Here is a 25,984-nt window from a genome sequence, read left to right on the forward strand (position 1 = left end):
CCTGAGACATCCGCCTCGATGCGACCGGCCGCGCAGCCCGGCAGACGACCGCCGGATCCGCGGCGCACGGCCGCACCGGGGCGAGGCATCACGGGAATCCTCGTGCGATCGAGCGCACGAGATCCACCCAAGGTTGAGGAGGGAACCATGCGTTCGTCTGTTGTCGTGCGATCCCTGGCCGCGCTCGCGGTGGTGGTCGCCAGTGTCGGGTCCGGGCTCGCTGCCGCGTCGGCCGCGCCCGCGCAGGCATCGCCGTCGAGCGGATCCTGCGAGGATGGAATCGACCCGACGCGCTACCCGCCAGGCGAGAACTTCACGGTGGATTCGGTCTTGTTGCGCGGCAAGCCCGACAACACGCTGATCGAGCTGCGCGCCCACGACATCTTCAAGGAGCACTGCGAGTGGGGCAAACTGACCAGCGGCAGAGTGGGCGATCTGGTGTGGGTCGACCGCAGCTATGACGGCGGCACGACCTGGGCCCAACTCGGCATCACCCGGGTGGACACCGGGAAGTCCAACCACACGCCGGGATACGCCCCCGGTCTGATGAGAGCCTGCGGCCTGCCTGCCGGCGGGCGTCCACAGGACGTTCGCTGCACTCCGTGGTCGTGAAAATCAGCGCACCGAGAGATCCCCGGGCGCTCGTGGAAGTTCCTGAGGGCGACGGAACCCGGGTGGGGTGGCCGAGCCGGTGGTGACGTCGGCCCAGGACGTCGGCAGCATCCCGGGACGACTGCCTGACAGCTGATCCGGTGAGATCGCTGGCCTCGGCGTTCTCAACGCCCTGCGGCCCCCTTCGGCAACGCCGCCGGAGGGGGCCTTTGGCTGGGCTCGCGTCAGTCGGCGATACAGACGTGCCGAAGGCGAACGTGTCGAGGCTTCGCGCCGACTGCCGCCGACCTCCATGACCACGGACGGCACCGCTCGCACCAATTTCATGTTAAGCTTACTAACATGAATTCTGCGCGGCCGTACCGGATGCGGGCCAGGGCGGAAGCGGCCGAGGACACCCGGAGGCGGGTGTTCGACGCGGCGGCCGGTCTGCTGCGGCAGCGGCTGCGCGCGGACATCCGGCTGGAGGACGTCGCGACCGGCGCGGGGGTGACGGTGCAGACCGTGCTGCGGGTGGCCGGCAGCAAGGCAGAGCTGTTCCGGGTGGCCTTCGAGCACATCCTCGCGGAGATCGCCGGGCAGTTGCAGGGCGCGGAGCCGGGTGATGTCGACGCCGCCGTGCGGACCTGGTTCGACCACTACGAGCAGTTCGGCGACGTGGTCGTCCGCACCCTGGCCGACGAAACGGATCCGGCTGTCGGCCCGATCGTCGAAGTCGGCCGAGCCAAACACCGGCAGCGGGTGGACCACGTGCTGGGGCCGCTGCTGGCCAACCGGGCGGCGGACGAGCGGGCCCGCGTCCTCGACGCCCTGGTCTGCGCCTCCGACGTCTACACCTGGAAGCTGCTGCGGCGTGACTTCGGCCGTTCGCGTGCCGACGCCGAAGCGGCCATGCGGCTGATGATCGAGTCCATCGCGGGGAGCCGGCGATGACCCGGTTCCTCTTCTTGACGTGGCCCGGTGCGGGCAACCAGGTGCCCGCGATCGGTGTAGCCGCCGCGCTGCGGGAGGCCGGGCATCAGGTGACTTTTGCCGGGTACGCGGCACAGCGTGAACGGTTCGCCTCGTTCCCATTCCGTGTGCTGCCCGCGGCCCAGCGACGATGGCCGGCGCAGCCGCCGCGGGATTGGATGCCGGTCCTGGCCGACGCGGTGTGGGCGTGTCGCGAGCACCTGGACGACCTCGGGCAGCTGCTCGTCGACGAGCCGGTCGACATGCTGGTCGTCGACTGCCTGATGTTCGGCGCACTCGCCGCCGCCGAACGCGCCGGTATCCCGACGGCGGTGCTGGTGCACAGCTGCCCGAGCGCGTTGCTGCCGCCGACCGGCCCGTGGGAGCAGTCGCTTCTGCCCGCCGTCAACAAGGTGCGCGCGGCTGGGGGTCGCGCGCACCTCCAGCGGTTGTGGGAAGCCTGGAGTCCCTTCCGCACGCTGTGCACCAGTGTGTCGGAGCTGGATCCGCTGGCCGGGCGACTGCCCGCCGGGTTCACCTTCGTCGGCCCCGTCGACGAGCCGTGCGAGCCGTCCGGCTGGACGCCGCCGTGGCCGGTCGACGACCCGCGCCCGCTGATCGTGGCCAGCTTCTCCACCGGCCCGGCATGGGACCAGACCACCCGCGTGCAACGCACCCTCGACGCCCTCGATGACGGCTCGCACCGGGTACTGGTCAACGCCGGGATGGTCGACCTGCGTCGGGTTCGCGTGCCGGGCGACGCCGCGGTCGTTCCGTTCATCCCGCACGCCGAGGTGCTCCCGGACGCGGCTGCCGTGGTCACCCACGCAGGCCACGGCACAGTGGCGGCGGCCATGCGACACGCCGTGCCCGTGGTCGCGTTGCCCAACCAAGCCGCCGATCAACCGGCACTGGCCGCACACCTCGCCGAGCGGGGTGCCGGAATTGCGCTCGACGGCGAGCGAGCCAGCCCGGCGGACATCCGCGCCGCCGTCGGCAAAGTGCTGGGAGACAACGGCTACCGGGACGCGGCCGCGGTCATCGCCGCGGCAATCGCCGCCGCGCCTGGTGCGGCCGGGGCCGCCAGCCTGCTCGCGAGCTGAGAGCTTCCGGCCCGGGGACGGTTGTCTGACGGGCAACCAGAGTGGTGGGCGGAAAGGGAGGCCGCCCACCACCGCTTCGCCCGGCTTGTCCCCGCTGAACCGCTACCTTCGGAGCCGTTCCAGGTCGAACCAGTAGACATCGAGCAGTGCGAGGAAGGCATCGTACGGCGGCCGCCCCCGACGCCGGAGGTTCGCTTCCAGCTCGCTAACGACGGGCCGCTTATCGTCCACTGTGGACACGTGAGGTCAAGTCACCTCCGCGACACCGAGCGACGAAGGCATTCGACAGTCGCGACGGTGGAAGCGGGACGGTGCCGTCGATATCCGGAGGTGCCCTCATGGGCGCGCCGGGCGGCTGGCCACACCTCCGGCCCGGTCGGTCCGGCTTTCCGTTGTCGTGGCCGCTCTTCGCGAGGTTTGGCGTGTGCGGCAAGCGCGCACCGCCGACTGCCTGCCGTGTACCGACGGGAGCGGCGGCCGACGTCGGTCATACCCCCGTCGGGAGCCGCTCTGACGGCGGTGCGCGGAGAAGGCCTGTCCTCGGCTGTCAGCAAGCGAAATCAAGAGGGCCGCGAGAATGCTGGATCTCCGCTCCCGCCCGCCTGCGGTCAGCTCGGATCGAACGTCCATCGCTGGTAGCGTCCGTCATTGCAGGAAAGCGGAGCGCATTGGCCCGCACGGTCCGTTGAAGCCGTTTCTTCGCCGGGAAATGCCGCAAAAGACGGGCTGAGCGGTTTCGGTCGCGCTTCGTCAGGATCGCCGGAGGAACAGGTTGAGCGCGGCGGACACGTTGTCGCGCACGAATTCCTCCGGTTCGGCGGCCAGCACGGCCCGCATCGGCTCGACGCTGCTTTCCGCGCCCGGCACGTCGAACACGGCGCAGCCGGCGGCGTTGCGGACGTCCCAGTCGTCGTCCTCGCGGGCGAGCCGGAGCAGCGTGTCCCGGCATCGGCCGGCGAGGTCCGGTTCGGTGAAGTCCAGCAGCGGGATCGCCCGGATGGCCTCGACGCGGACCAGGTCGTCCTCGGCGGCGTCGTTCGCCGTCGCGATCAGGAACGGGCCGAGCACCGGCGAATCTCCCGTGCCGGGGACCAGCAGCCGCAACGTCTGGAAACGGTCGTCGTCGGCCATCTGGCCGAAGCGGTCGACCAGTTCGCGGGCGGTCGGCTCGGCGGGCATGGTCCTGATCGTATCGAGACGTCCGGCTCGGGGAAGCGCGCGGTCGCGCCGATGTGCCATGATGGTGCCGGTCCCGTGGGCGTTGCGGACGCCCGCGAGACAGCCGCGGTGTGGCTAGTGGAACCCACTAATCCCCGGGGACACACCCGGGCGATGGCTGCGGGCGGCTCCCTATTTGGTTCGGCCGGGGGAGCCGTATGCCCAAACGCGATATCGCCGATCGGCGTCGGTGCTAGCGTGCGGCGGGTGTCCAGCGACAGGAAGTTCTCGCGAATCTACCGCGAGTTCGGCGTCGTCCAGTTCCCGATCGCTGATCTTCGCGGGCTCGCCGAGGCGCCGACCGGACGGCTGAGCAGGCCGAGCTGGCCGGATCCGATCGCGGGCGCCGAGTTCGTGCGCGGCGCCGGCGCGGTGCGGGACCGGCCGGGCGGCGCGATCCGCGACTGGTCGGGGGAGCGCGCGTTCTGCGACGCGGCCGGGCTCCTGCGGTTCCCCGCACCGCATTCCCGGATGGCCAGCCGCCCGGGATTCTCCCCGCAGGGGGACGACGACGCGATCGCGATGATCCCGTGTTACCGGCGGCTGTACAGCGATCGGCTGTCGACGCGGATCGACGTCGCGTTCACCTCGCGGTGGCCCTTCATGACCTGGGCGTTCGCGCACCGCACGGACCTCGACTACCTGTCCGTCCCGGTCGGGCTGCCCTGGCGAGGCGACGGCACGTCGCCGCTCGGGTCGGTCGGCCGACGGCTGGCGCGGCGATTCGCCGAGATCACCACCCGGCACGGCAGCGAGGTGCGCTACGACCTGGTCGAGGCGGGCACGCCGATGGTGCTCACCGAATGGCACACCGACAAAGGACTCCCGCCGACCGCCGCGCGGCGGGACGGGGTCCACTTCCGCTGCCGGCCCGTGCAGTTCAAGGGGCAGCGGATGCCGTCCTGGAGGATCACCTTCCTCCCGCACTGCGACGGCAACCGGGCCCGGCAGGTCCGGGGAAACCTGTGGCGGCTGCACACCGAACGCGAGTCGCTCCGCGCGGCGATCCGGGCGTGGCGACGGGGCGAGACGGCGCTGGACCGCGAGCGCCTGCGGGACTACCTCGCGGAGCGGCTGAAGCTCCTCAACCGCGAGCACCGGGCCGGGGTCGAACAGGCCCCTCTGCTGGACATGGCGCAGCGGATCGAGTCGCTCGCACCGCCGGACGTGATCGACGACCTCCGCCGGGAATTGCGCCGCGAAAGCCTGGGTCTCCTGCGGTCGCTGGACCGCGTCATCGAGAAGACCATCGGCCACGACTACGCAGTGCCGGTCGAGCCGAGCCTCACCATCCACGTCGAGCACGGAGGACACATCACCATGAGCACCGGCGACACCTACAACGTCCACGGCGGAGCCTACGGAAGCGCGTTCGGCCCGCACGCCCAAGTGCACAACCGGGACTTCACCGTCGCACCGATCAGCAGCGAGGAGCTTCGCGGCTTGTCGGAGCGTGTTTCCGAACTGTCCAGGCTGGTGCCGGACGAGCAGCGGCAGGAACTGGCCGAGGCGCATGCCGAGCTTGAACAGGCCGCCAGCACGGATGATCAGAACCCGGGGAGGATTCGCGCTGCTGCTGAACGGCTTACGCGCGTCGCGTCGACTCTCGGCACTGTCGGGGTTCCGCTGCTGGAAGCGGTCACGAAGCTGCTCAACGCGTCCGGTCTGACCTGAGGGACTCGCCCCGCGGGTACCCGGCGGGATGCCCTTGCTCCGGGGGATAAGCCGCACTCCTCTCGCGGCCCCTTCGGCTACACGACTGGCGTAATTGCGTTAACCGGTCACCGAGTCCCGGACTCGCTGAAACCGCTGCAAGACACCGCATTCGGCCCCACGGCCGAGGCACGGCCTCCACCAGGTTGGGTGATCGTGACGACGCGACACCCTCTCCGGCCGATGCGAAGGTGATCTTGCCAGGGGTGTTCAGGGGAGGGGTGCCGGGATGGACTCGGTGGTCGGACGCATCATTCCGGTGACGGTCGTCGCGCTGCCGTTGTCGCAGATCCTGTGGGTCGTGCTGGCGGTGCGCCGCGGCCGGCGCTGGCCGGCCTCGATCGCGACGTTCACCGCCGCGATCGACACCGCGATCCTGCTCTGCGGCGGGCTGCTCGTCGTCCTGGTCACGGCACCCGCCGGGGATGCCGAAGGCAGCACGCTGCATGTGATTCCGGGCCAGGACGTCGCCGCCCTGGGCGACGATGCGAGCTGGCAGATCGCGGGGAACCTGGTTCTGCTGGCACCGCTCGCGGCGCTGGTTCCGTTTCGGTTGCGCTGGTTGCAGTCGCTCGCACGGGTAGCAGCGGCGGCGGCGCTCGTCTCGATCGGAATCGAAGCCGTGCAGTACCTGTTGGACGCTGGCCGGGTCAGTGCCACTGACGACGTCCTGTTGAACACCATCGGTGCGACCGCCAGCGCGAGCCTGACTCGCGGTCTCTGGGGTGCGCTTTCCCCGACGATCCCTCGTCCGCGCGAGGGTGTCGGGACCGTAGCCTCCATCCCGGCAGCACGCACTGGTGGGTCGGCGGATTTTCGGGCTGCGGCTCGGTCGGGGAACTCGGACTCGCGTGTCACCGATCAGCGTTAGAGCCTGGCCGCGCGGCCGTGCCGGGGCGTAACGCCGGCAAAAGCGCGGCCGACAAGAGATGGTGGGTCCGCGGACGAATGCGCGGCGGGCAAGCTGAGGTGTCTTTGACGCCGCGTGGGGAGTCTCCATGGTGGGTCGGATCCTGTGCAGTGCGGTATGTGCCGTCGGTGCGGCCTATCTGGTGCCACCGGCGCAGCCATGCTCTGGTTTTCGAGAACCGGAGCCGCCGCTGATCGCTGGTATTCGACTCCAGGCGCGGTAGGCATTCTCCTGGTGGCCGTGTTCTGCGTCTGGATCTCCGTGAATTCCTGGTGGACGATCTACTACTGGGCGGAGTTCGCTCCGGCGTACCTGGAAATATCGTTCCGGAAGGGCCGGCGTACCGAACGCGAGCACATCACCATTCCGTGGGCGCACCTCGCGAACATCTGGTCCGAAGACTCGGGAGGGCTCTGGGTGAAAGCGAATGCCGACGCGCCGGAGTTCCGGTGGAAGGGCGAGTCGAGCAGCTTTGCCGGAAGCCCCCAACGCGTGCAAATACTGGACAATTGGAACTTCCGCGATTCGGTGCGTATTCGGCGCGCGATCAACACCTATGCGAGCGAGATCCACCGCCGGGCATGAGGCATAAGTTTCCACAGTGGACTCTTGGAGCCGCGGAATGCCAGTGGCCACACTGGACTCCAGCACCCCGGACTCACACCACCTCGACCGAGATCCCGCCCACGCCGCTGATCTCCGCCTCCAGCCGGTCGCCCGCGTGAATCGGTGCGGGAGTGCTGAGCGTTCCGCTAAGCACGATGTCCCCTGCCTCCAACCGGTTTCCCGACCGGGCCAGGTGGCGGGCCAGCCACGCGACCGCTTCGGCGGGGTCGCCCATGACGGCGGTCGCGGCGCCCGGCACTGTCTGTGTCCCGATTCGCAGGATGCTGGTCTGCGCGGGCAAATCGGCGGGCAGCGGGACCTGCGCGCCGACGACCGCGGCGGCTGCGTTTGTGTTGTCGGCTACCAGCATCGGCAGGCTCGTCGGGCCGCCGCGCCAGCGGGTGTCCACGATTTCGAACGCCGGGGCCACCGCGGCAGTGGCGTCGCGGACGTCGGCGGCGGTGACGTTCGGGCCGCCGATCGGCGATGCCAGTACGAACGCGATTTCCACCTCCGCTTTCGGTCGGAAGAGGCCGGTCGCGGTGACTGGCTTGCCGGGCTCTAGCAGGCGGCTCGCGACGAGGTGCCCGGCGGTCGGCTCGGTCGCGGCGAAGGCCTTGCGGGCTGGGCCCGACGTCAGGCCGATCTTGTACCCGATCACTCGGTCGCCGGTCGCTTCGGACAGGTGCCGCTGGGCTTGGGCGACGGCGTATGCCTCGGCTAGGCCGGGAATGTCGGCGGGATCGGCCGGAACGCCGGTGCGGGCGGCGTGCTGCAAGCGCTCGGCGAGGTCGGTGACGGACGGGTTCTGCATGGTGTGCTCCTCACGCGCTCGGCGGCGTGCCCGGCCGGCGCCCGGCTATTGTCGGGGTCATGTCGCGCCCTGGAGATGTGCCGCCGGAGATCCTGGACCAGCTGCGCCGGATCTGCCGGGAGCTTCCCGAGGCGTATGAGGAACCGGCCTGGATCGGGGTCCGCTGGCGGATCCGGGCCAGGACGGTCGCCCATGTCTACACCCCGGACGCGGACCGGTTCGAGGTCTACGCCGCGCACGCGGTCGACGGCGAGGCGCCTACCGTGCTGACGGTTCGGGTGCCCATCGAGGACCTGTACGGCCTGACCGCCGGCGGCTTTCCGTTCTTCCGCGCGCCGTGGGGGAACAACGTTCTCGCCGTCGTGCTCGGCGACCACACCGACTGGACCGAGGTCGCCGAGCTTGTCACCGACAGCTACTGCGAGATGGCTCCGAAGTTCCTCGCCGCCCGGGTCATGGGTCCGCCGACCGCCGGCTGATCCGCGAGAGCACACAACAGCAGTGAATCGGCAGGATCAGAGCTGGGCCAGGCACTCCCGCAGCGTGTCCAATCCCATCGAGCCGAGTTCCAGGGCCTGCCGGTGGAACTCCTTGATGTCGAAGGAGTTCCCGTACCGCGCCTGCGCGTCGGCCCTCGCCGCGAGCCATTGCTGCTCGCCCAGCTTGTACGAAGGCGCCTGCCCGGGCCAGCCTAGGTAGCGGTCGATCTCGTCGGGAACGTGGTCCGGGTCGGTGAGGGTCCTGGTCGACAGGAACTCCAGGCCCAGTTCGGCCGTCCAGCGTTCGCCGTCGTGGAAGCCGGCGCCGGCCGGGATCGGCAGTTCCAGGTGCATGCCGATGTCCAGCACTACGCGGGCGGCGCGGAACAGCTGGGCGTCGAGCATGCCGAGCAGGTCGCCGTCCTCGTCGAGGTAGCCCAGTTCGCGCACCAGCCGCTCGGCGTAGAGCGCCCAGCCCTCGGCGTGCCCGGGCACCCAGCACAGCAGCCGCTGGAACCGGTTGAGCCGGGCGGCGCTGGTCACCGCGGTGCCCATCTGCAGGTGGTGGCCCGGCACCCCCTCGTGGTAGATGGTGGTGGTTTCCCGCCAGGTGGAGAACGTCTCGCGGTCGGCGGCCACCGACCACCACATCGTCCCGTTGCGGGACTGGTCGTCGCTCGGGCCGATGTAGTAGGCCCCGACGCTGCCGCCGGGCGGGGCGATCTTGCAGTCCAGCGTCATCAGGGCGTCCGGGATGTCGAAGTGCACCCCGCGCATGTCCGACAGCGCTTTGTCCGACAGCGTCTGCATCCAGTCGCGCAGCGCGTCCTGGCCGTTCACCTGGTAGCGCGGGTCCGCGTCGAGCAGGGCGGCGGCCTCGGCAGGCGTGGCGCCGGGCTTGATCCGGCCGGCCACCTCCTTCATCTCCGCCTCGATGCGGAGGAACTCGGCCCAGCCCCACTCGTAGCATTCGGCGAGGTCGAGCTCGGCGCCGGTGAAGTAACGCGACTTGAGCCGGTACTCCGCTTCGCCGACGGCGTCCCGGACCGGTGCCTGGGGGGCGAGTTCGGTGCGCAGGAAAGCGGCGAAGTCGGCGTAGCCCTGGCTGGCGGCCTCCGCGCCGGCCACGAGCTCGGCGCGCAGCCCGTCGCCCACCTTGGCACCGTCGACGAGCGCGGCGAAGAAGGGCTGGTTGCCGGTGCCGCCCGACCAGTTCTCGCACTGCCCGATCGCCTTCTCGACCTGGCGTACGGCCGCGATGTTGCCGTCGACGGCTGCCTTGGCCAGCGAAGCACGCAGCCCGGCCAGCGAAGCGGGCACCTTGGCCAGCCGGGCGGCGACGGCCTGCCAGTGCTCGGTGGTCTCGGTCGGCATCAGGTCGAACAGGACGCGCAGTTCCTGCACCGGACTGGAGATGCCGTTGAGCAAGGACAAGTCGAGCCCGGCGTCGTGCAGCTCGAGCGAGATTCTGTTGCGCTCCAGGAACACCGCCTTCGCGGCGTGTTCGGAGTCGTCGGAGGGGGCGCTGGCTTCGACCTCCCGCACGGCGCGCGCGGTCAGGTCCGCCCTCTCCTGGCAGCCCTCGGGGGACAGGTCAGTCAACTCGTGCTCGAAGCCGGAAATGCCGACGAAAGTCGCGGTGGTCGGGTCATGGGCGGCGTAGTCGTCGACGAAGGCGTCGCTGATCTCGTGCACGGATGGACTGGTGTTTGACATATAGCGTGATCCTCCAGGGCAATAGGCCGACGTTGCGCAACGCCTTGGACGCGGTCTTCAGCAGCGGTTTTCCGGGTTCTCCTTACCTCGCGGTGGTCGAGCAGCGGTGTTCGTGGTGGCTCCCGGCGGCGCCGTGACAGGGCAGGTGGCTCGGCTGCCCGCCCCGGTGCCGGAGGCCGGGGAGCCTGCCGAGAAGCGCGAGCCGGGTGAGTTCGGCCTTGTTCCCGACGCCGAGCTTGGCGCGGATGCGTTTGACGTAGGTGTCGACGGTGTGCGGGCTGATGCGGAGCCGCGTGGCGATCTGCCCGTGGGTCAGCCCGTGGGAGATCTGCCGGAGCACCTGCTCCTCGCGTTCGGAGAGGTTCGGCCCTGGCGCTTCGGAGCATTCCGCCGGGGGCGGGACCAGCTGCCCGTCGGGGATCACCCTCGTGCCGGCGATCACGGCCCGCAACGCCGCGATCACGTTCTCGCCGGTCTCGCGCTTGTCGATGACTCCGGTGGTGCCGGCGCGCAGGTACTCCTCGACGGGAAGGCACGGGTCGCCGAGCAGAACCAGGACCGTGGTCGTGCGGGCGGTCTCGGCGATGTACTCCAGGCTTTCGAGCCGGGGCAGGGCATCGACGTCCAGCACGGCCGCGTCGGCGAGCCAGGACAGTTCCTCGTCCGGCGTGGTTCTGGCCGAGACAACGGTCATGCCTTCTTTGTGGAGAATCTGGACGAGCCCGACGAGGTAGATAGGGCAACTGCTCAGAGCGTCGATCCGTATCACCGATACCCCCAGAGGCCGCTAACTCTGACGTGGCGTCCATCGCCGACCCGACTCGCCGATGCGATGGCCGCTTGTTCGAAACTGCACCCCCTCAGTTCGAACTGCACCCCCTACATGGGAAACTGCCCCCCTCTCCGTTCGAACCTGCCCCCTGAGGCATCCTCTAACACCTCCGGGTAGGTTGCCGGTCCCGTTAACGAGGGACATGAACAAGTCTTTGCGGTACCCCTAGCAGAGATCTTCGCGGCCGGCGGGCGATCACGGTGTCGTTGGAGTGACACTGGTTTTGTCCTTCCTGGACGCTGCGACGATCAGCTTGGCGCACTTTCGGCGGTGTCGGGAGAGCGTCTCGTGTCTTAGAGTGGCGAAGAACGACTCCGGGTCTTTCCTTGCACAGGGCCGTACTCTGACGTATGACAGAACTGTCAGCCATTGACGCACCTGGGACAGATCCAGAACACTGTGCCGATGCCTGCTGCGTACGTCGAAACTGACCAATTCCGTGATGCCCGCATCCACCTCTGCGACCTTGCCGGTCTTGAGATCCGCGATTGCGAGGTCAGCGGTCTGAAGATCGTGGATTGCTACGGGGGCGACGTCTCGCTCAGCGGCGCCTTCCAGCGCGTCCTGGTCAACGACATCGACGTCACCGCCTATGTCGAAGCCGAACTCGACCGGCACAATCCCACGCGGGCGCTGGCGCGCGAAGCCAAGTCCGCCGCCGAATACCGCGCCGCCTGGGACGCCGTCGAGGCGCAATGGAAAGCGACGCTCGACCGCGCCCGGCTCCTGCCCGAGGCCAAGCTGCACGAGCAGGTCGACGGCGAGTGGTCGTTCGTCGAGACCCAGCGGCATCTGCTGATGGCAAGCGATTCCTGGCTCGGCCGCGCGGTGCTCGAAGAGGATTCGCCGTATCACCCGCTGGGCCTTCCGTACAGCGGGATGCCGCGCGAGGCAACGGAGAAGCTCGGGGTAACCCTCGACGCGACCCCGACGCTCGACGAGGTGCTCGAGCCGCGGCTCGCCCGGATGGCCGCGATGCGGCGGGTCGTCGACGGGCTCACCGACGCCGAGCTCGACCGGGTGTGCGGCAGCAAGCCGGGGGAGTCCTATCCCGACCGGGAGTATCTCGTGCGCGGCTGCCTCACGGTGGTGCTGAAGGAAGAAGCCGAACACCACCGTTACGCGGTACGCGACCTCGCCGTGCTCGAAGCCGGTTCCTGAAGCCGGTTCCTGAGTTCACTGCCTGAAGTCACTGCCTGAATTCGGTGCCTGACTTCGGAAATTGCCCGCTGAGCGGGACTGCTCGCTGATCCGGTTGTCAGTTTTTGTCAGAAGCCGTTGGCCACCATCCCCGATTTGCGTGACATCTCGCAGTACAGCCTCGCCCGTAGCATCGGCGAAGAGCGGCGCCCACGGTCTTGGCGCCCGCCAGTCGCTTCTGTCCGGACGGGACGCATTGCTGCTGAGGAGGTACGCATGGTCGGCACGGAGGTGGCCAACGGCGACCGGCACGGGCTTGACCCGGCACCGCTGCCGTCCGTCTCGTACGGCGTGACGCTGCTGGGCAAGGCAACGGTCACCAACCCGTCGGGCGCCGGTCTCCGGCGGCACATCGCGGACGTGGCCGCGTACGGCGACTACGCGTTTCTCACGGTTTACCGGGAGCCGACGTGCGAGCGGACCGGCGCCTACGTCATGAACATCAGCGACCCGAAGGCTCCGTTCGAGGTCGAGAGCGCGTTCATCGAGACCACCGCGGGCAACTACGTCGGCGAGGGTCCGTGCGTGATCGAGATGGCCAACGAGCACTTCACCGGCGCGTTGTTCATCCACCCCAACGAAATGTACGCCAAGGCTGACGCGCCCGACCCGACCGGGCCGCGCCAGCGCGGCGGCATCAACATCTGGGACATTTCCGATCCGGAGAACGCCCGTCTCCTCGTCGCCCACGCCGGCGACTACACGGACGCGGACGACAAGCCCGCGGACCAGGCCCTGGCGGCGTACTACACCTGCGCCTGGACGGACAGCTCCACCGGCCGCACCTACGTCAGCTTCGTGACCGACAAGCCCACCACCGACATCGTCATCATGGAGATCACCGATCCCCGCAACCCGGTGCTGGTCAACGCTCTCGACCTGAGGGTGGCCCCGTTCGACGTGACCGGCGCGCCGTCGCGCGGCCTCACCTCGATGTTCGGGCACGCCGTCGAGGTGCGCCAGGTCGGCGGCCGGTACGTCATGAGCGCGACGTACTGGGACGGCGGGTACGTGCTGCTCGACGTCACCGACCCGACGCCGGGCAACGTCTCGTTGATCGCCCGGACCGAGTACGCCGAATTCGACGAGGAGCGCGCCAAGCGCGGGCAGCAGGTCTCGCCGGAGGGCAACGCCGAACACTGCGCTCTCTCGCCCGACGCCGAGTACCTGGTCGGCGCCGACGAGAGCATCGAATCCTATCGCCTGATCGGCACGATCACGTCGGGTCCGCACGCGGGCGTCGAGTACGTCGCGGACTGGAGCCCGGGCACCGCGCCGGTCGATGATGACCACCCCGTGTCCGGCACGCCGACCTTCGTCGGCTCCGGCTGCCCGGGCACCGTGCCGCCCGGGCGCGGGATTGCGCTCATCGAGCGGGACGCCTCGATCCTGACCGGCGGGTCGGCCCAGGGGTGCGCGTTCCAGGAGAAGCTGGACGCCGTCGTCGCGGCCGGCTACGACGCGGGCATCATCTTCAACCATCAGGGGCCGGACGCGCTGCAGCAGTTTCCCACGGCGTCCAAGGGAAAGATCCCGCTGATGTTCGTCAACCGCCTGACGGGGCTGCGGCTTCTCGGCGTGCCCGGCGTGACCGCGGAGACGGCTGGAACCACCCCGACCCCGGCCGCTCCGGCGGTCTGCGCGACCGACGTCCGGTCGGAGTTCGTCGGCTGGGGCTACCTCCGGCTGTTCAAGACGGACCTCGACGGCGGCCGGGCCACGCAACTCGACACCTACGCCATCTCCGAGGCGCAGGACCCGCGATACGCCACCGGCTTCGGCGACTTCTCGGCGTCGCACGTGGCAATCGACCCCGAGCGCCAGCTGGTGTACGCGACCTTCTTCGACGGCGGCCTCCGGGTGCTGAGCTACGGCGACGACGGCCTGCGGGAGGTCGGTGCCTTCCGTGAGCCCGGCACCGACTTCCTCGGCGTCGTAATCCACAAGATCGGCGAGAAGAACTATGTACTGGTCGCCGACCGGAATTTCGGCCTCTACCTCTTCGACAGCTGATCGCGCACTGATCCGCATCGTCTAAAACTGGGAGTCTGGTGTGTCTGATCCGACCGCGAAGTCCACTGAACCCGAATTCGCCGCCGGCGCCGAGCGGCCGGCCGACGCCAGCGTGGTGATCGTCGGAAACGGCGCCCTCGGCCTTTTCCTCGCCGACGAGCTGATCGAGCGCCAGATGGGCTCAGTGGTGGTGGTCGGTCCCAGCCATCGCGACACGGGCGCGAGCCACGCGGCCGGCGCGATGCTCGGCTGTTTCGGCGAGACCACCGCCGAATCGCTGCGCACCGAAGCCGCGCGGACCAGGTTCGAGCTGGGCGTCACCGCCCACGACAAATGGCCGGCGGCGCTGCGGCGGCTCCAGGAGTTCGCGCCGTCGAACCGTCCACTGCAGACTGCGACGGAATCGCACGTCATTTTGAACTCCATCGGCGCCGAGCTGGACAACGTGAACTTCGCCGCGATGATCGACGCCCTCGACCAGTACGAAAAACCGTGGACGGAAATCGACCCGAACGACATTCCCGGTTACCGCCCCCGCACCGAACAGCGGGCATTGCGTGCCATTCACCTGCCCGCCGAAGGGGCGGTGGATGCCCGCGGAGTGCTGGCGGCGCTGGAACGACGGCTGCGGCAGCGCGGAGCGATCTTCATCGATCAGACGGTGCGGAAGCTGATCGGCAGCGACGAGGAGGTGACCGCGGTCGAATTGGCCGACGGTCACCGCATCGAAGCCGGCAACGTCGTGGTGGCCGCCGGCGTCCACAGCGAATCGCTGGTGCGAACCGTCCTCGACGTGCCCGAGCTGATGCCGATCTTCCCGGGGCTCGGCTTCGCCATGATCGCCCGGCGGACCGAGGGCGACCCGTTCACCAGCGTGGTCCGGACGCCGAACCGGGGGTTCGCCTGCGGGCTGCACGTGGTGCCGCAAGGCGACGGGCTGGAGTACTACGGCGCGACGAACCGCTTGGTGCACACCATTTCCAGCGTCACCTGGATGGCCGACGTCCGCTTCCTGGCCCAGTACTCGATGCACCAGCTCGACGAAGCGGTCGCCACCCACGAAGTCGTGAACTGGTGCAGCGGCAACCGCCCCGTCACGCTGGACGGATTCCCCACGATCGGCTGGATGCCGCTCTCCGGCCTGTACCTGATGACCGGGACCTACCGCGACGGCTTCCACTGCGCGCCGCTGCTCGCCGAGCACGTCGCCAACGAATTGCAGGGCAAGTCCGGGATCATCGACCCGATTTTCCAGCCGATGCGCAAGCCGGTGGAGACCAGGACCGTCGAAGGGTCGATCGGCGAATACGTCGAGCACAGCCTCGCCGCCTGGTTCGAGACCGGCGCGCAGGCCGCGCCGCAGATGACGACCGCGCACCTCACCGACTACTACCGGACCATGGCCGTGCGGGTCTACGAACAGCTCGGCACCGATTACGCCCTCGGTCCCGACATTCTCTTGTACGCACAGGGAAATCTGCATGGAGCGCGTCGTGTCGCGCGCTATCTGCGGACCTCCGGGAGCGCAGGCGAAGCGGCCCGGCCGGCCGGGGTCGGGACGGGTACCGGGGGGAAGCAGTAGCCATGACCGTCACCCAACCGTCTCTCGGGGACAACATCCGCCGGCTCGTGCTGACCCAGCTCGACATCACCGGCCCCGAACCTCGTCCGGACGAGGATCTCCGGCGCTGGGGCATGACGTCCTTGACCTGCCTTGGCCTGATGCTGTCCATTGAGGACACTTTCGGGATCGAATTGCCGGAGGACGCGCTCCAGCAGTCGACGTTCCGCAGTATCGACTCGATCTCCGCGGCGGTCGAGAGTGCCCGGAAGCAGGCGGCGCAGCCCGCCGGGGAGTAGGGGAGAGGCGACCCGCGAGGCGGCCGAAAACACGAGGGAGTTGCGGTGCAGGATTCTCGGCGGTCGGCCCGGACCGCGGGCGCGCAGACCTTGGTCGATCTGTTGGAGCGCGAGTTTCGCGAACGGCCCGCGGCTACGGCTATCCGCACCGCGGCCCGCTCGTGGACCTACGCCGACCTCGACCGGCTTTCGGCGCGGCTGGCGCGGCGGCTGGTGGCCGAAGACGCCGGGTCGGTCATCGGCCTGCTCTCGCGCCGCAGCCCGGCCGCGCTGATCTGCATCGTCGCGATCCTGCGCAGCGGGGCGGCGTGCCTGCCGATGAACCCCGACGATCCGCCGCTGCGCAACAGCGGCGTGCTCGACGAGGTCGGCTGCAAGCGGGTGCTCGCCACCGAGCCGGTGGAATGGCTGCCCGACGCCCAGTTCGTCGACGAAACCGGCCTGGATCCGGGCGACGACGGCCGCGCCACGGCGGAGCTCCCTTCGCCACGGCCGCTCGACCTGGCCTACGCGCTCACCACGTCCGGGTCGACCGGACGCCCCAAGATCGTCGGCGTTCCGCACGAGGGGCTGCTGAACCTGATCGTCGCCTCGTTCGAGGACATGGACCTGATCCGGACTGACGACGTCATGCTGTGGACGACCGCGCTCACGGTGGACAGCACGATGCACGACTGCCTGATGCCGCTGTGCTTCGGCGCCTGCGTCGCTGTCGACGACGGCGGCGACCTGCCCGCCAACCGCATCCTGCACGCCGTCCGCGCGCTGGGCGTGACCGCGCTGGAAGTCCCGGCCGCCGTGCTCGGGCCGTACGGGCAGGCGCTGCTTCCCCGGCTGGCGGCCGAGGGCGTCCGGCTCGTCCTCACCGGCGGGTCTCAGCTCGACGGGCCGGGCTTGGGCAGCAACGACTCGCTGGTCGTCTACAACGGCTACGGCCCGACCGAGGCGTCGGTGGCCGCGACGTGGTATCCCTGCGACAGAACGACTCCGCGGTGGGTCCCGATCGGACGCCCGATCCGCAACGTCCGGACCTACGTCCTCGACGGGGAGCTGAACCCGGTCCCGGCCGGCGACACCGGCCAGCTGTACCTCGCCGGAGCCGGTCTCGCCCGGGGCTATCTCGGTCGTCCCGGGCGCACGGCGGCGGCTTTTCTCCCGGACCCGTTCGCCAGCAAGCCGGGCGAGCGCATGTACGCCACCGGGGACAATGTGCGGCTTCAGCCGGACGGGAATTTCGTGTACGTCGGCCGGATCGACGACCAGGTCAAGATCAGCGGATACCGGGTCGAGATCGGCGAGGTGGAACACCATCTGCGGGCTTGCCGGGGCGTGCTCGACGCGGCGGCCCTGCTGCGCGCGGACATTCCCGGCGCCGCGGCGATCGTCGCCTATCTGGTCGGCGAGCGGCAGACTGACGAGGAGCTCACGAGCCAGCTGACCGCCTGGCTGCCCGCGCCGATGATTCCGCGGTTCTTTGTCTGGCTGGAAGAAATGCCGCTCAACCGGTCGGGAAAGATCGACCGGCGGGCGCTCGCCGCGATCCCGCTCGGCCAGCCGGATCCGGTATGAACCGGCGCTTGCCTCTCCCCGCCGGGGGAGAAGCAACAATGCCAGGGACTTAAGGCGTCATGGGTGCGGCCGGGTGGTGTCCGCCCAGGCCGAGACACGGCTGGCGGGAGCTGAGCGTGCCGTCTGTGAGGGACTCCCTGAGGGAATCAGATTCCCTCAGGGAGTCCCTCACAGACTTGAAGAAACGGTCGTTCCTGGATTAATGGGGTATTTCACCGGCCTGGCGGATCGTGCGTCCGATCAGAACATCGGGTAGATGGACGCGTCGTTCTTCTTTTTCTTCTTCTTGCGCCGGAAAAACTTGGCTATCGCCCGCAGAAGCGCCACGGCGAAGTCACCTCCCCTCGCCCGCGAGTCGACGTCCGTGCCTTACGACAGTTCGAGGCTTTCGGCGAGCAGAGCCGCCGAAAGGTCGTAGCCGTCGTCGGTGCAGTGCCCACGATCGACGAAGAGCCAGTCCGACGGGGCCGCCGCCTCGGACATCCGGGAGTTGATGTCGACGAACCGGACGCCCCTTGGCGCGCAGGCCGCGCCGAGGGCGGCGGCGTAGGCGGCTCCGGTCTCGATGCTTCCTACCTCGCCGTAGCGCTCCTCCCAAGCCCCGAATTCGGAGAACTCGTCGAACTCGTCGAAGAGCAGTTTCTCTTGGCGGGACGGCGGTTTGCTCAGCCAGGTGGCCAGCGGCTGCAGGACGAAGCTCACCCGGGCGCCGGTCGCGCCCGCCACCACGAGCCAGCTGTCGAGGTGCCGCATCGTCAGGTCGACGGCGGACTCGATCATGGTCGCCGCCTGCGGGGCGGCGGGAGCAGGCTCCTCGTGTTTCGCCCCGGTCCGCCACCGCAGGCCCTTGACCGGCTTCGCGTACCGCTTCCGCAGTTCCTCCATTTTCTCGAAGTACTCGTTGCAGAAGAAGAACGGGCCCTGTCCCTGCAGCGGCAATCCGGCGAGCTGCGCCATGACGAGGGTGTTGAAACCGCTGAAGATGACGATCTCCTCGACCGGCGGAAGCAGGTGCCGGTAGAGCATGAACAGCATCAATTCCTGAGTGGAGTTGAAGTACGGGGCGCCGAAGTTGAGCCAGGGCTTGCTCGGCGCGTGTTTCGTCCAGAGGCGGGAGGACAGAGTCGTCGCGTCGCTCGTCGCGCCGTAGCTCAGCACCCCCGAACCGCCCACCAGCAGGCGCACCGGCCCGCCGGGATGCTCCCCGCCCACCGACGCCTTGCCGTCCAGGCCGTGCGAGATCCGGAAGCCGAACTCGTCGGTGTTGATCACGGCCGAGCGGAAATTCGGCCGGTTGAAGTACATGAGATAGGGCAGGTAATTCGTTTTCCCCCGGTCCAGGAATTCGAGATAGTCGGAGGTCTGGGGAGTCAACTGCTCGCTCGGCCGTACCACGTGGTCTCCTTCGCTGGTCACCGTTCGGCTCGACGCCGGCATCGCAAGCGGAAAAGGGCAGTGCGGCAAGAACCGGCCGGACCTCCTGCCAAGGAACCTAGCGCCGTGTCCTTCGCCGTCCGCGTCCCGTAAAACGGCCCCCGCCCGGCGTGTCGCCGGTTCACGTGACTGCGCCCGCACAGTCGGCGCTGCGTACGGTCGGTCTGTCTTCACGAGCGGCATTCACCCCGCCCGGACCGGGCCCGCCGCGTCGAAGAATACCCACGAAAGGTGATGGTGAAATGATCGAGCGCGAGCGACGACTATGGCGCAACAGCCCGGCCGACGCCATTCTGCTCGGGCTCAGCATCGCGCAGTTCGCCGTGACGATCGCGCTGGCCGCGCTGACGCCGGACGGACTGTGGTGGCGGATCGGCTCGGCGGCCGTGGTCGTCGCCATGATCACGTACTCGGTGCTCATCGTCAATCACATGTTCGTGCACCAGCCCTGGTTCGCCGACGAACGGCTGAACCGGGTGGTGTCGCTGATGATCTCGGCGAACATCGCGCAGTCGGCGATGGCGTACCACCTGAGCCACGTCCGCAACCACCACCGGTACAACAACGACCGCAAGCACGACGGGGTCACCGCGGACTTCAGCTCCACCTACCGCTACAGCCGCGACGACGACCACGCCCCGCTGTTCCGATATCTCGCTTACAGTCTCGTCGCCTCGATCCGGGAATTCGCGGGCACCGTGGCGTCTCTGCGCCGGCTGTGCGGCGTCGGCCCCCGGGAGACCACGCTCCGCACACTGGCCACCCGGCACCCCGTCCGGCGCGCGTCCGAGCTGTCCCAGGTTCGCTACGACCGCTTGGCACAGCTGATTTTCACCGCGCTGATCGGCGTCCTTTCCTGGCAGTGGCTGGTGATGTGCTACCTGCCGTCGGTGGCCATCGCCTTCACGTTGGTCAACGTGCAGAACTACTACCGGCACTTCGGCGCGGAGCCGGAAAGCCGGTACGCGAACTCGGTGAGCTATTACGGCCGGCTGTACAACCGGCTGACCTTCAACGACGGCTACCACCAGGAGCACCACCTGCGCCCCACGACGCACTGGACCCGGCTGCCGAAGGTCGCGGCGCAGTACCAGCAGCAGCTCGACGAGGCAGGCCGCGTCGTTTCGCCGGTGCCGCCGGTGATCGGCTTCCTGGACACCGGCCGCGTCGAACGCGTCGCCGAACGCTCCGCAGCGACCCGGGCCACCCAATGAGGCCGCGCGGACGTCGAGGAAGGAGCGGCACGTGAACGATCTCGGCACGCCGGACGAGCCCTACGACCTGATCGGACTGGGCTTCGGACCGTCGAACGTCGCGCTCGCGATCGCCGCGCAGGAGATCGCGCCGGACCGCCGCTGCCTGTTCCTGGAGCGCTCCCCGGACACGCGCTGGCACGAGGGCATGCTCATCGACGGCACGCGGATGCAGATCTCGTTCCTCAAGGACCTGGTGTCCCTGCGGAACCTGGCCAGCCCCTTCACCTTCCTGCAGTACGAGAAAGCCAAGGGGCGGCTGGAAAAGTTCGTGAACCTCGCCGAGTTCCGGCCGAGCAGGCTGGAGTTCCAGGACTACCTGCGGTGGGTCGCGGCGCAGTTCGCCGACATGGTGCGCTACGGCTCCGCTGTCCGAGCGGTGACTCCGGTCCGCGACGACGACGGCGCGCTGTCGCTGTTCCGGGTGAGCGCGACCGACACCGCGACCGGCGAAGCCGTCGAATACCACGCCCGCAACGTGGTGCACGCGCTCGGCGGAGTGCCCCGCGTGCCGGAGGCGGTGACGCTTGGCCCGAATGTCGTGCACTCCAGCGCTTTCTTGCCGACGGTTCCCCGGACCTACACCGACCACGACCGCGAGTGGGAGTTCGCGGTCGTCGGCGACGGGCAGAGCGCGGGCGAGATCGCGCACTACTTCCTCGACCACTACCGCAACGCCCGCGTCCACCTGATCCTGCCGGGATATTCGTTGCGCGCCACCGACAACAACCCGTTCGCCAACGAGCAGTACTTCGAGGCCAACGCCGACGACTTCTACTCTCGCGGCGAGGAGGACCGGCGCGTGTCCGGCGCCAGCCTGCGCACCACCAACTACGGCGTGGTGGAGGAAGGCTTTCTCGACGACCTGTACCGGCTGGCGTATGCCGACGAGGTGCGCGGCCGCACCCGGCTCCTGGTGCACGGCGGCTCCCGGGTGACCAGCTCCGAAGCCGAGGGCGAGGGCATCCGGATCGGGGTCGAGAGCCGCTTCGGCAGCGAGACCAGCGTCCTTCGCGCCGACGGCATGGTGCTGGCCACCGGGTACCGGCGGCGGTTGGACCCGGAGATGTACCGCGACGTCCTGCCGTATCTGAAGACCGACGGCGACAGCCGGCCGGTGGTCTCCCGGGAGCACCGGGTGCGCGCCACCGCGGAGCTGACTTGCGGCCTGTACGTGCAGGGCTTCGCCGAGGCGACGCACGGGCTCGGCGACACGCTGCTGTCGCTGCTTCCCTTCCGCTCCAAGCAGATCATCACCGCGATCGCCAAGGACGGCGGGTCACAGGCCCGCGCGTTTTCGCCGGCGCGGCGCGACGGCGGGCCGGACGCCGCGACGCTGGCGGAGCTGATCGACCGGTGCGGCTCCGGCACTTTGGTGAGTGCTGGTCCGCGGGAATTCCCGGTCGCGACGCGGCTGCCGCTGGTGCTGGACCGCGATCGCGGACGCAACGGCGTCCTGTTCGGCGTGCTCGACCGGACTGACCCGCAGCTGCGGCTGCTGGACGGCGGCAAGGTGCTGGCGGTGTTCCAGCCGGACGGAGCTTCGGCAGGCGAGCCGCTGTCGATCGACGTCCGCGGCTGCGCCCGGCTGGTGACCGACCGGGACCGGCTGGTGGCGCACGAAGCCCGCGTCGGCCCGGTGCCGCGCCCCGGCGGGTCGGTCGGGATCGAGATCGAGATCGAGGCCCTTTCCGGCCGGTTCCCCCTGTCCCCGGAGCCGCGCGCGGCCCGTGCCGAAAGCGAGAGCGAGAAATGACCGAAAGCGACGAGACATATCTGATCGTCCGCAACGAAGAGGAGCAGTACTCGATCTGGCGGTCGGACCGCCCGGTGCCCGCCGGGTGGGAGCCGGTCGGCGAGCCGGCGCCGCGGGACGACTGCCTGTCGCGCATCGCCGAGCTGTGGACGGACATGCGCCCGGCCAGCCTCCGGAACGCGATGAGCGCGTCCGCCGAAGAACAACGGACACACAGTGGCTGAGCGCGCGGACGCAGCCGGGTCCTGCGTCCCGGGTCCGCTCCGGACCCATGCCGGCTCATTCCGTGTTTCCGAGCAGCGATGACGACGGCGAAGAACGGGGGAGACGCGATGGCGGAACGGCCCCGGCTCCTGCGCCGCTCGTGCGCGCTGCTGCTCTTCGCCTTCCGCGCCCACCCGGGTTCGATGAGCCTGGGACTGACCGCCTCGATCCTGCACGGGACGGGGCTGGCGGTCTGGTCCGTCGCGCTCGGCGAGCTGGTCAGCGGCGTCGTGATCCCGAGGTTCGAGACCGGCCGCGTGGCCGCCGGCGCCGCCCTCGCGGTGGTGCTGGCCGTGCTCACGATCGGCTTGGTCCGGGGTGCGGCGGGGATCGTCCTGCGCTGCACCGCCGTCGCGACGCGGACCCGGTTCGACGCCACCCTGCGCGAAGCCGTCACCGAGAAGTACGACGCGCTGCCGATGGCGTATCACCGGGCCCACCCGACCGGGGAGAAGCTGGCGCACGCCACCACCGACACCGAGGCGGCCTCGGACCTGCCCGCCCGGCTGCCGCAGGCGCTCGGCATGTCCCTGGTCTTCCTGGTCACCGCGGGCTGGATGCTGACCGTGGACCCGATCCTGGCGGTGATCGGCGTCGCCATGGTCCCGGCGCTGTCGCTGGTCAACCACGGGTACCAGAAACGGTGCGCCGGGCCTGCCGCACAGGCGCAGGAGCAGCTGGGGCGCGTGGCCGCAGTCGCGCACGAGAGCTTCGACGGCGCGTTCCTGGTGAAGACGCTCGGCCGGGACGGCGCCGAGCGGGACCGGTTCGCTGCTGAGTCCGTGCGGCTCCGCGACGCGAAGATCAAGCTGGCCGTCCGGGAATGGCTGATGGACTCGCTGGTCGACCTGATCCCGAACGCCACGACGCTGGTCATCCTGGTGGTCGGGGCGTGGCGGGTGAACAGCGGCGCGCTCACCGTCGGCCCGCTGGTCAGCTTCGTGACCTTGTTCGCGGTACTGGGGGTGCCGCTGAGCTTGATCGGCAATGTCCTGGCGCACGTGCCGAGCGTGCTCGCCGGGTACGGCCGGGTCCAGACGGTGCTTCGCGAGACTCCGCCGCCGGAGGTCGCGGATCCGCAGCCGCTGCCGGACGGACCGCTCGGCCTGCGCGTCGACGGCCTCGGCTTCGCCTATCCAGACAGCCCGGCGGTCCTTTCCGACGTGAGCTTCGACGTCCCGGCCGGCACGACCGTCGCGATCGCCGGGAGCACCGGGTCGGGCAAGAGCACGCTGCTGCTGGCGCTGGCCGGCCTGCTGCCCCCGACCGGCGGCACGGTGCTGCTGAACGGGGTCGACCTGTACCGGGTCGCCGAAGCCGACCGGGCGGCGGCCTGCGCGGCCGTCTTCCAGCAGCCGTTCCTGTTCGCCGGCACGCTCGCCCAGAACGTCCTGCTCGACTTCGGCACCGACTCGGCGGAAGGTCTTTCCGACGCCGACCGGGAACGGCTGGACGAAGCGCTCCGGCTGGCCCGGATCAAGGCGCTGGTGGACAGCCAGCCGGACGGGCTGGCGACCCGGGTCGGCGAGCGCGGGATGACGCTGTCGGGCGGCGAACAGCAACGGGTCGCACTGGCCCGCGCCCTGGTCCGGCGGCCGCGAGTGCTGCTGCTGGACGAGGCGACGTCCGCCGTCGACGCCACCACCCGCCAGGAGATCATGAGCGGGCTCGCCGAAAGCCTGCCGTCCACCACCACGATCGTCGTCACCAGCAGCGCCGCGACGCTGGCGCTGGCCGACTCGGTCGTCTACCTCGACGGCGGCCGGGTCGCGGGCATCGGCACCCACGCGGAGCTGCTGCGGCTCGACGGCTATGACCGGCTGACCCGGGCCTACGAACGAGAGCGGGTGGCGTCGTGAACGCGGTGCCCGCCGACTCCGACACCCTCGCCGGGTCGACGTGGGCGGTGCTCCGCCGGGGCTTCGCCGTGATGCCGGAGATCCGCGAAGGACTGGCCCTGACGATCACCCTCGCCATGGCGGGCGGGTTCGGCAAGCTGGCCATCCCGGTCCTCATCCAGCTGCTTTTCGACCAGGGCCTCAGTTCCGGGCACCTCGACACCGGCCTGCTGCTTCGCCTGGGCGCGCTGGTGGCGGTGGTCGTGGTGGGCACCACCCTGATCAACTGGCTGAGCCTGGTGCGGCTCGCGAGCGCCAGCGAACGCGCGCTGTGCGGGCTGCGGGTCGGCGCCTTCGCCCACGTGCACCGGCTCAGCGTGGCCTACCACTCGGCCGAGACGCGCGGGAAGCTGGTGTCCCGGGTGACCTCCGACGTCGAGACCCTCAGCCAGTTCCTGCAGTGGGGCGGCGTCGCCTGGGTGGTGAACGGTGCCGCGATGCTGGCCGCCCTCGTCGGCATGGCGTACTACGACCTCTGGCTGACGCTGGTCGTGGTGGTGCTGATCGTGCCGCTGGTGGTCCTCATCGTCGTGCTGACCAAACGCCTCGGCGTCGCGCATTCCGCGGTCCGGAGCCGTGTCGCCGATCTGCTCACGGTGCTCTCGGAGACGATCCAGGGCGCGGCCGTCATCCGCGCCTACGGCATCACCGCGCCGAGCCTGCGGCGGACCCGGTCGACCATCCACCGGTGGCGGGACACGAAGACCCGCGCCGGCTATCTGGGCGGCGTGCTGTTCTCGCTCGCCGAGCTGTTCGCCGCGATCGTGGTGGTCGGCGTCGTCGCGGTGGGGCTGGCGATCGGCCCGTCGGGCGGGCACACCGCGGGCGAACTAGTCGCGTTCCTCCTGCTGGTGACCGTGTTCCTCGGGCCGGTCACGCAGTTCACCCAGGTCATCGACTACACGCAGAACGCCGCCGCGGGCTGGCGGCGCGTGCTGGCGCTGCTGGACATCGCCGAGGACGTCGCCGAGCCCGCCGACGGACGGCAGCTGCCCTCAGGCCCGCCCGCGGTGGCCGTCCGGGAGGTCACCTTCGGCTACCCGGACGCGGCCCCGGCCCTGACCGACGTGTCGTTCGAGGTGCCGGCCGGCCGCCAGGTCGTGCTGGTCGGCGCCACCGGCTCGGGCAAGACGACGCTGACGAAGCTGATCGCCCGGCTGGCCGACCCGGACCAGGGCGTCGTCCTGATCGGCGGCGTGGACGTCCGGGAGATCGCGACCGCGTCGCTGCGCTCGCGCGTGGTGGTCGTGCCGCAGGACCCGTTCCTTTTCGACACCACGATCGAGGAGAACGTCCGGTACGGGCGGCCGTCGGCCACTCGCGCCGACATCGAGCGCGCCTTCCGCGACCTGGGCGCGGGCGCGTTCCTCGACAGCCTGCCGCGCGGCCTGGACACCCCGGTCGGGCAGCGCGGCGAGAGCCTGTCCGCGGGCGAGCGGCAGCTGGTCGCACTGGCCCGCGCGCATCTGGCCGACCCGGCCTGCCTGATCCTCGACGAGGCGACCTCGGCCGTCGACCCGCGGATCGAGCTGACGCTCATCGAGGCGCTGCGCCGGCTCACCGCGGGCCGCACGTCGCTGACCGTCGCGCACCGGCTCGCCACCGCCGAACGGGCCGACGAGGTGATCGTGCTCGACGGCGGACGGCTGGTCGAACGCGGCCGCCACGACGAGCTGTTCGCGGCGGGCGGCGTCTATGCGGGCCTGTACGACAGCTGGCGGCGGGCCACGGCGGGCGGCGCGGCCGCCTGAACGCAATTCGTCCCTACGGCACGGATGGAGGT

22 protein-coding genes are annotated in these 25,984 nt (G+C 69.7%); 17 read left to right on the plus strand and 5 right to left on the minus strand.

Translation table 11 applies throughout. The features are described 5' to 3' along the window. Positions 1-147: 147 nt before the first annotated feature. From ACFSVL_RS10605 to ACFSVL_RS10615, 3 genes are all read left to right on the plus strand, one after another. A complete protein-coding gene (locus ACFSVL_RS10605) occupies positions 148-612 on the plus strand; it encodes a hypothetical protein (RefSeq protein WP_378302940.1) in 465 nt (154 codons plus the stop codon). Between the two features lie 342 nt (positions 613-954). Continuing rightward, positions 955-1,545 carry a TetR/AcrR family transcriptional regulator gene (locus tag ACFSVL_RS10610; RefSeq protein ID WP_378302942.1) on the plus strand — a complete coding sequence of 197 codons (591 nt, stop codon included), beginning with the start codon at positions 955-957 and terminating at the stop codon, positions 1,543-1,545. Continuing rightward, positions 1,542-2,666 (plus strand): glycosyltransferase, encoded by a 1,125-nt coding sequence (locus ACFSVL_RS10615; RefSeq protein ID WP_378302944.1) that lies wholly within the window; start codon positions 1,542-1,544, stop codon positions 2,664-2,666. Before ACFSVL_RS10610 ends, ACFSVL_RS10615 begins: the two co-directional genes overlap by 4 nt. A gap of 750 nt (positions 2,667-3,416) precedes the next feature. On the opposite strand, the gene ACFSVL_RS10620 is transcribed toward ACFSVL_RS10615, so the two are convergent. Beyond that, complete coding sequence (locus tag ACFSVL_RS10620) at positions 3,417-3,845, minus strand: HEAT repeat domain-containing protein (RefSeq protein WP_378302946.1); 429 nt, start codon at positions 3,843-3,845, stop codon at positions 3,417-3,419. 246 nt (positions 3,846-4,091) lie between these two features. Between ACFSVL_RS10620 and ACFSVL_RS10625 the strand changes: the two genes are divergently transcribed. The 3 genes from ACFSVL_RS10625 to ACFSVL_RS10635 all read left to right on the plus strand — a co-directional run bounded on the left by ACFSVL_RS10625 (position 4,092) and on the right by ACFSVL_RS10635 (position 7,092). Beyond that, on the plus strand, positions 4,092-5,558 hold the full coding sequence (locus tag ACFSVL_RS10625; protein ID WP_378302948.1) for a hypothetical protein: 1,467 nt from the start codon (positions 4,092-4,094) through the stop codon (positions 5,556-5,558). 268 nt (positions 5,559-5,826) lie between these two features. Then, complete coding sequence (locus tag ACFSVL_RS10630) at positions 5,827-6,468, plus strand: VanZ family protein (protein ID WP_378302950.1); 642 nt, start codon at positions 5,827-5,829, stop codon at positions 6,466-6,468. Positions 6,469-6,741: 273 nt separating this feature from the next. Then, positions 6,742-7,092 carry a hypothetical protein gene (locus ACFSVL_RS10635; RefSeq protein ID WP_378302952.1) on the plus strand — a complete coding sequence of 117 codons (351 nt, stop codon included), beginning with the start codon at positions 6,742-6,744 and terminating at the stop codon, positions 7,090-7,092. A 73-nt stretch (positions 7,093-7,165) separates the two neighbouring features. Here ACFSVL_RS10635 and ACFSVL_RS10640 read toward each other — a convergent pair whose 3' ends face one another. Then, a complete protein-coding gene (locus tag ACFSVL_RS10640; protein WP_378302954.1) occupies positions 7,166-7,927 on the minus strand; it encodes a 2-keto-4-pentenoate hydratase in 762 nt (253 codons plus the stop codon). A 59-nt stretch (positions 7,928-7,986) separates the two neighbouring features. Between ACFSVL_RS10640 and ACFSVL_RS10645 the strand changes: the two genes are divergently transcribed. After that, positions 7,987-8,406: an MmcQ/YjbR family DNA-binding protein gene (locus ACFSVL_RS10645; RefSeq protein ID WP_378302956.1), complete on the plus strand. Its 420-nt coding sequence runs from the start codon at positions 7,987-7,989 to the stop codon at positions 8,404-8,406. 36 nt (positions 8,407-8,442) lie between these two features. On the opposite strand, the gene ACFSVL_RS10650 is transcribed toward ACFSVL_RS10645, so the two are convergent. Beyond that, entirely contained in the window at positions 8,443-10,122 is a 1,680-nt protein-coding gene (locus ACFSVL_RS10650) for a DUF885 domain-containing protein (RefSeq protein ID WP_378302958.1), read from the minus strand. Between the two features lie 82 nt (positions 10,123-10,204). After that, positions 10,205-10,816 carry a helix-turn-helix transcriptional regulator gene (locus ACFSVL_RS10655; RefSeq protein ID WP_378302960.1) on the minus strand — a complete coding sequence of 204 codons (612 nt, stop codon included), beginning with the start codon at positions 10,814-10,816 and terminating at the stop codon, positions 10,205-10,207. Between the two features lie 543 nt (positions 10,817-11,359). Between ACFSVL_RS10655 and ACFSVL_RS10660 the strand changes: the two genes are divergently transcribed. The 5 genes from ACFSVL_RS10660 to ACFSVL_RS10680 all read left to right on the plus strand — a co-directional run bounded on the left by ACFSVL_RS10660 (position 11,360) and on the right by ACFSVL_RS10680 (position 17,596). After that, positions 11,360-12,115 carry a DinB family protein gene (locus ACFSVL_RS10660; RefSeq protein WP_378302962.1) on the plus strand — a complete coding sequence of 252 codons (756 nt, stop codon included), beginning with the start codon at positions 11,360-11,362 and terminating at the stop codon, positions 12,113-12,115. Between the two features lie 255 nt (positions 12,116-12,370). Further along, a complete protein-coding gene (locus ACFSVL_RS10665) occupies positions 12,371-14,167 on the plus strand; it encodes a PA domain-containing protein (protein WP_378302964.1) in 1,797 nt (598 codons plus the stop codon). A gap of 40 nt (positions 14,168-14,207) precedes the next feature. Further along, a complete protein-coding gene (locus ACFSVL_RS10670) occupies positions 14,208-15,749 on the plus strand; it encodes an NAD(P)/FAD-dependent oxidoreductase (protein WP_378302966.1) in 1,542 nt (513 codons plus the stop codon). Positions 15,750-15,751: 2 nt separating this feature from the next. Further along, complete coding sequence (locus tag ACFSVL_RS10675; protein ID WP_378302968.1) at positions 15,752-16,027, plus strand: phosphopantetheine-binding protein; 276 nt, start codon at positions 15,752-15,754, stop codon at positions 16,025-16,027. Positions 16,028-16,072: 45 nt separating this feature from the next. Beyond that, positions 16,073-17,596 carry an amino acid adenylation domain-containing protein gene (locus ACFSVL_RS10680; protein WP_378302970.1) on the plus strand — a complete coding sequence of 508 codons (1,524 nt, stop codon included), beginning with the start codon at positions 16,073-16,075 and terminating at the stop codon, positions 17,594-17,596. Between the two features lie 369 nt (positions 17,597-17,965). Here the strand turns inward: ACFSVL_RS10680 and ACFSVL_RS10685 are convergent, their stop codons facing one another. Then, a complete protein-coding gene (locus ACFSVL_RS10685) occupies positions 17,966-18,991 on the minus strand; it encodes an IopA (protein ID WP_378302972.1) in 1,026 nt (341 codons plus the stop codon). 281 nt (positions 18,992-19,272) lie between these two features. Between ACFSVL_RS10685 and ACFSVL_RS10690 the strand changes: the two genes are divergently transcribed. The 5 genes from ACFSVL_RS10690 (at position 19,273) to ACFSVL_RS10710 (ending at position 25,952) form a co-directional block, all read left to right on the plus strand. After that, the gene (locus ACFSVL_RS10690; RefSeq protein WP_378302973.1) at positions 19,273-20,244 is read left to right on the plus strand and encodes a fatty acid desaturase family protein; all 972 of its coding nucleotides are present in this window, start codon (positions 19,273-19,275) and stop codon (positions 20,242-20,244) included. A gap of 31 nt (positions 20,245-20,275) precedes the next feature. Next, positions 20,276-22,039, plus strand: a complete 1,764-nt coding sequence (locus ACFSVL_RS10695) for a SidA/IucD/PvdA family monooxygenase (protein ID WP_378302975.1) — start codon at positions 20,276-20,278, stop codon at positions 22,037-22,039. Next, entirely contained in the window at positions 22,036-22,263 is a 228-nt protein-coding gene (locus ACFSVL_RS10700) for an MbtH family protein (RefSeq protein WP_378302977.1), read from the plus strand. The genes ACFSVL_RS10695 and ACFSVL_RS10700 overlap by 4 nt, the downstream gene beginning before the upstream one ends. A 78-nt stretch (positions 22,264-22,341) precedes the next feature. Beyond that, positions 22,342-24,162: an ABC transporter ATP-binding protein gene (locus ACFSVL_RS10705; RefSeq protein ID WP_378302979.1), complete on the plus strand. Its 1,821-nt coding sequence runs from the start codon at positions 22,342-22,344 to the stop codon at positions 24,160-24,162. Continuing rightward, positions 24,159-25,952 carry an ABC transporter ATP-binding protein gene (locus ACFSVL_RS10710; RefSeq protein WP_378302981.1) on the plus strand — a complete coding sequence of 598 codons (1,794 nt, stop codon included), beginning with the start codon at positions 24,159-24,161 and terminating at the stop codon, positions 25,950-25,952. Before ACFSVL_RS10705 ends, ACFSVL_RS10710 begins: the two co-directional genes overlap by 4 nt. Positions 25,953-25,984: the final 32 nt, after the last annotated feature.

It is taken from the genome of Amycolatopsis silviterrae, from assembly GCF_042684085.1.
Classification (GTDB): domain Bacteria; phylum Actinomycetota; class Actinomycetes; order Mycobacteriales; family Pseudonocardiaceae; genus Amycolatopsis; species Amycolatopsis silviterrae.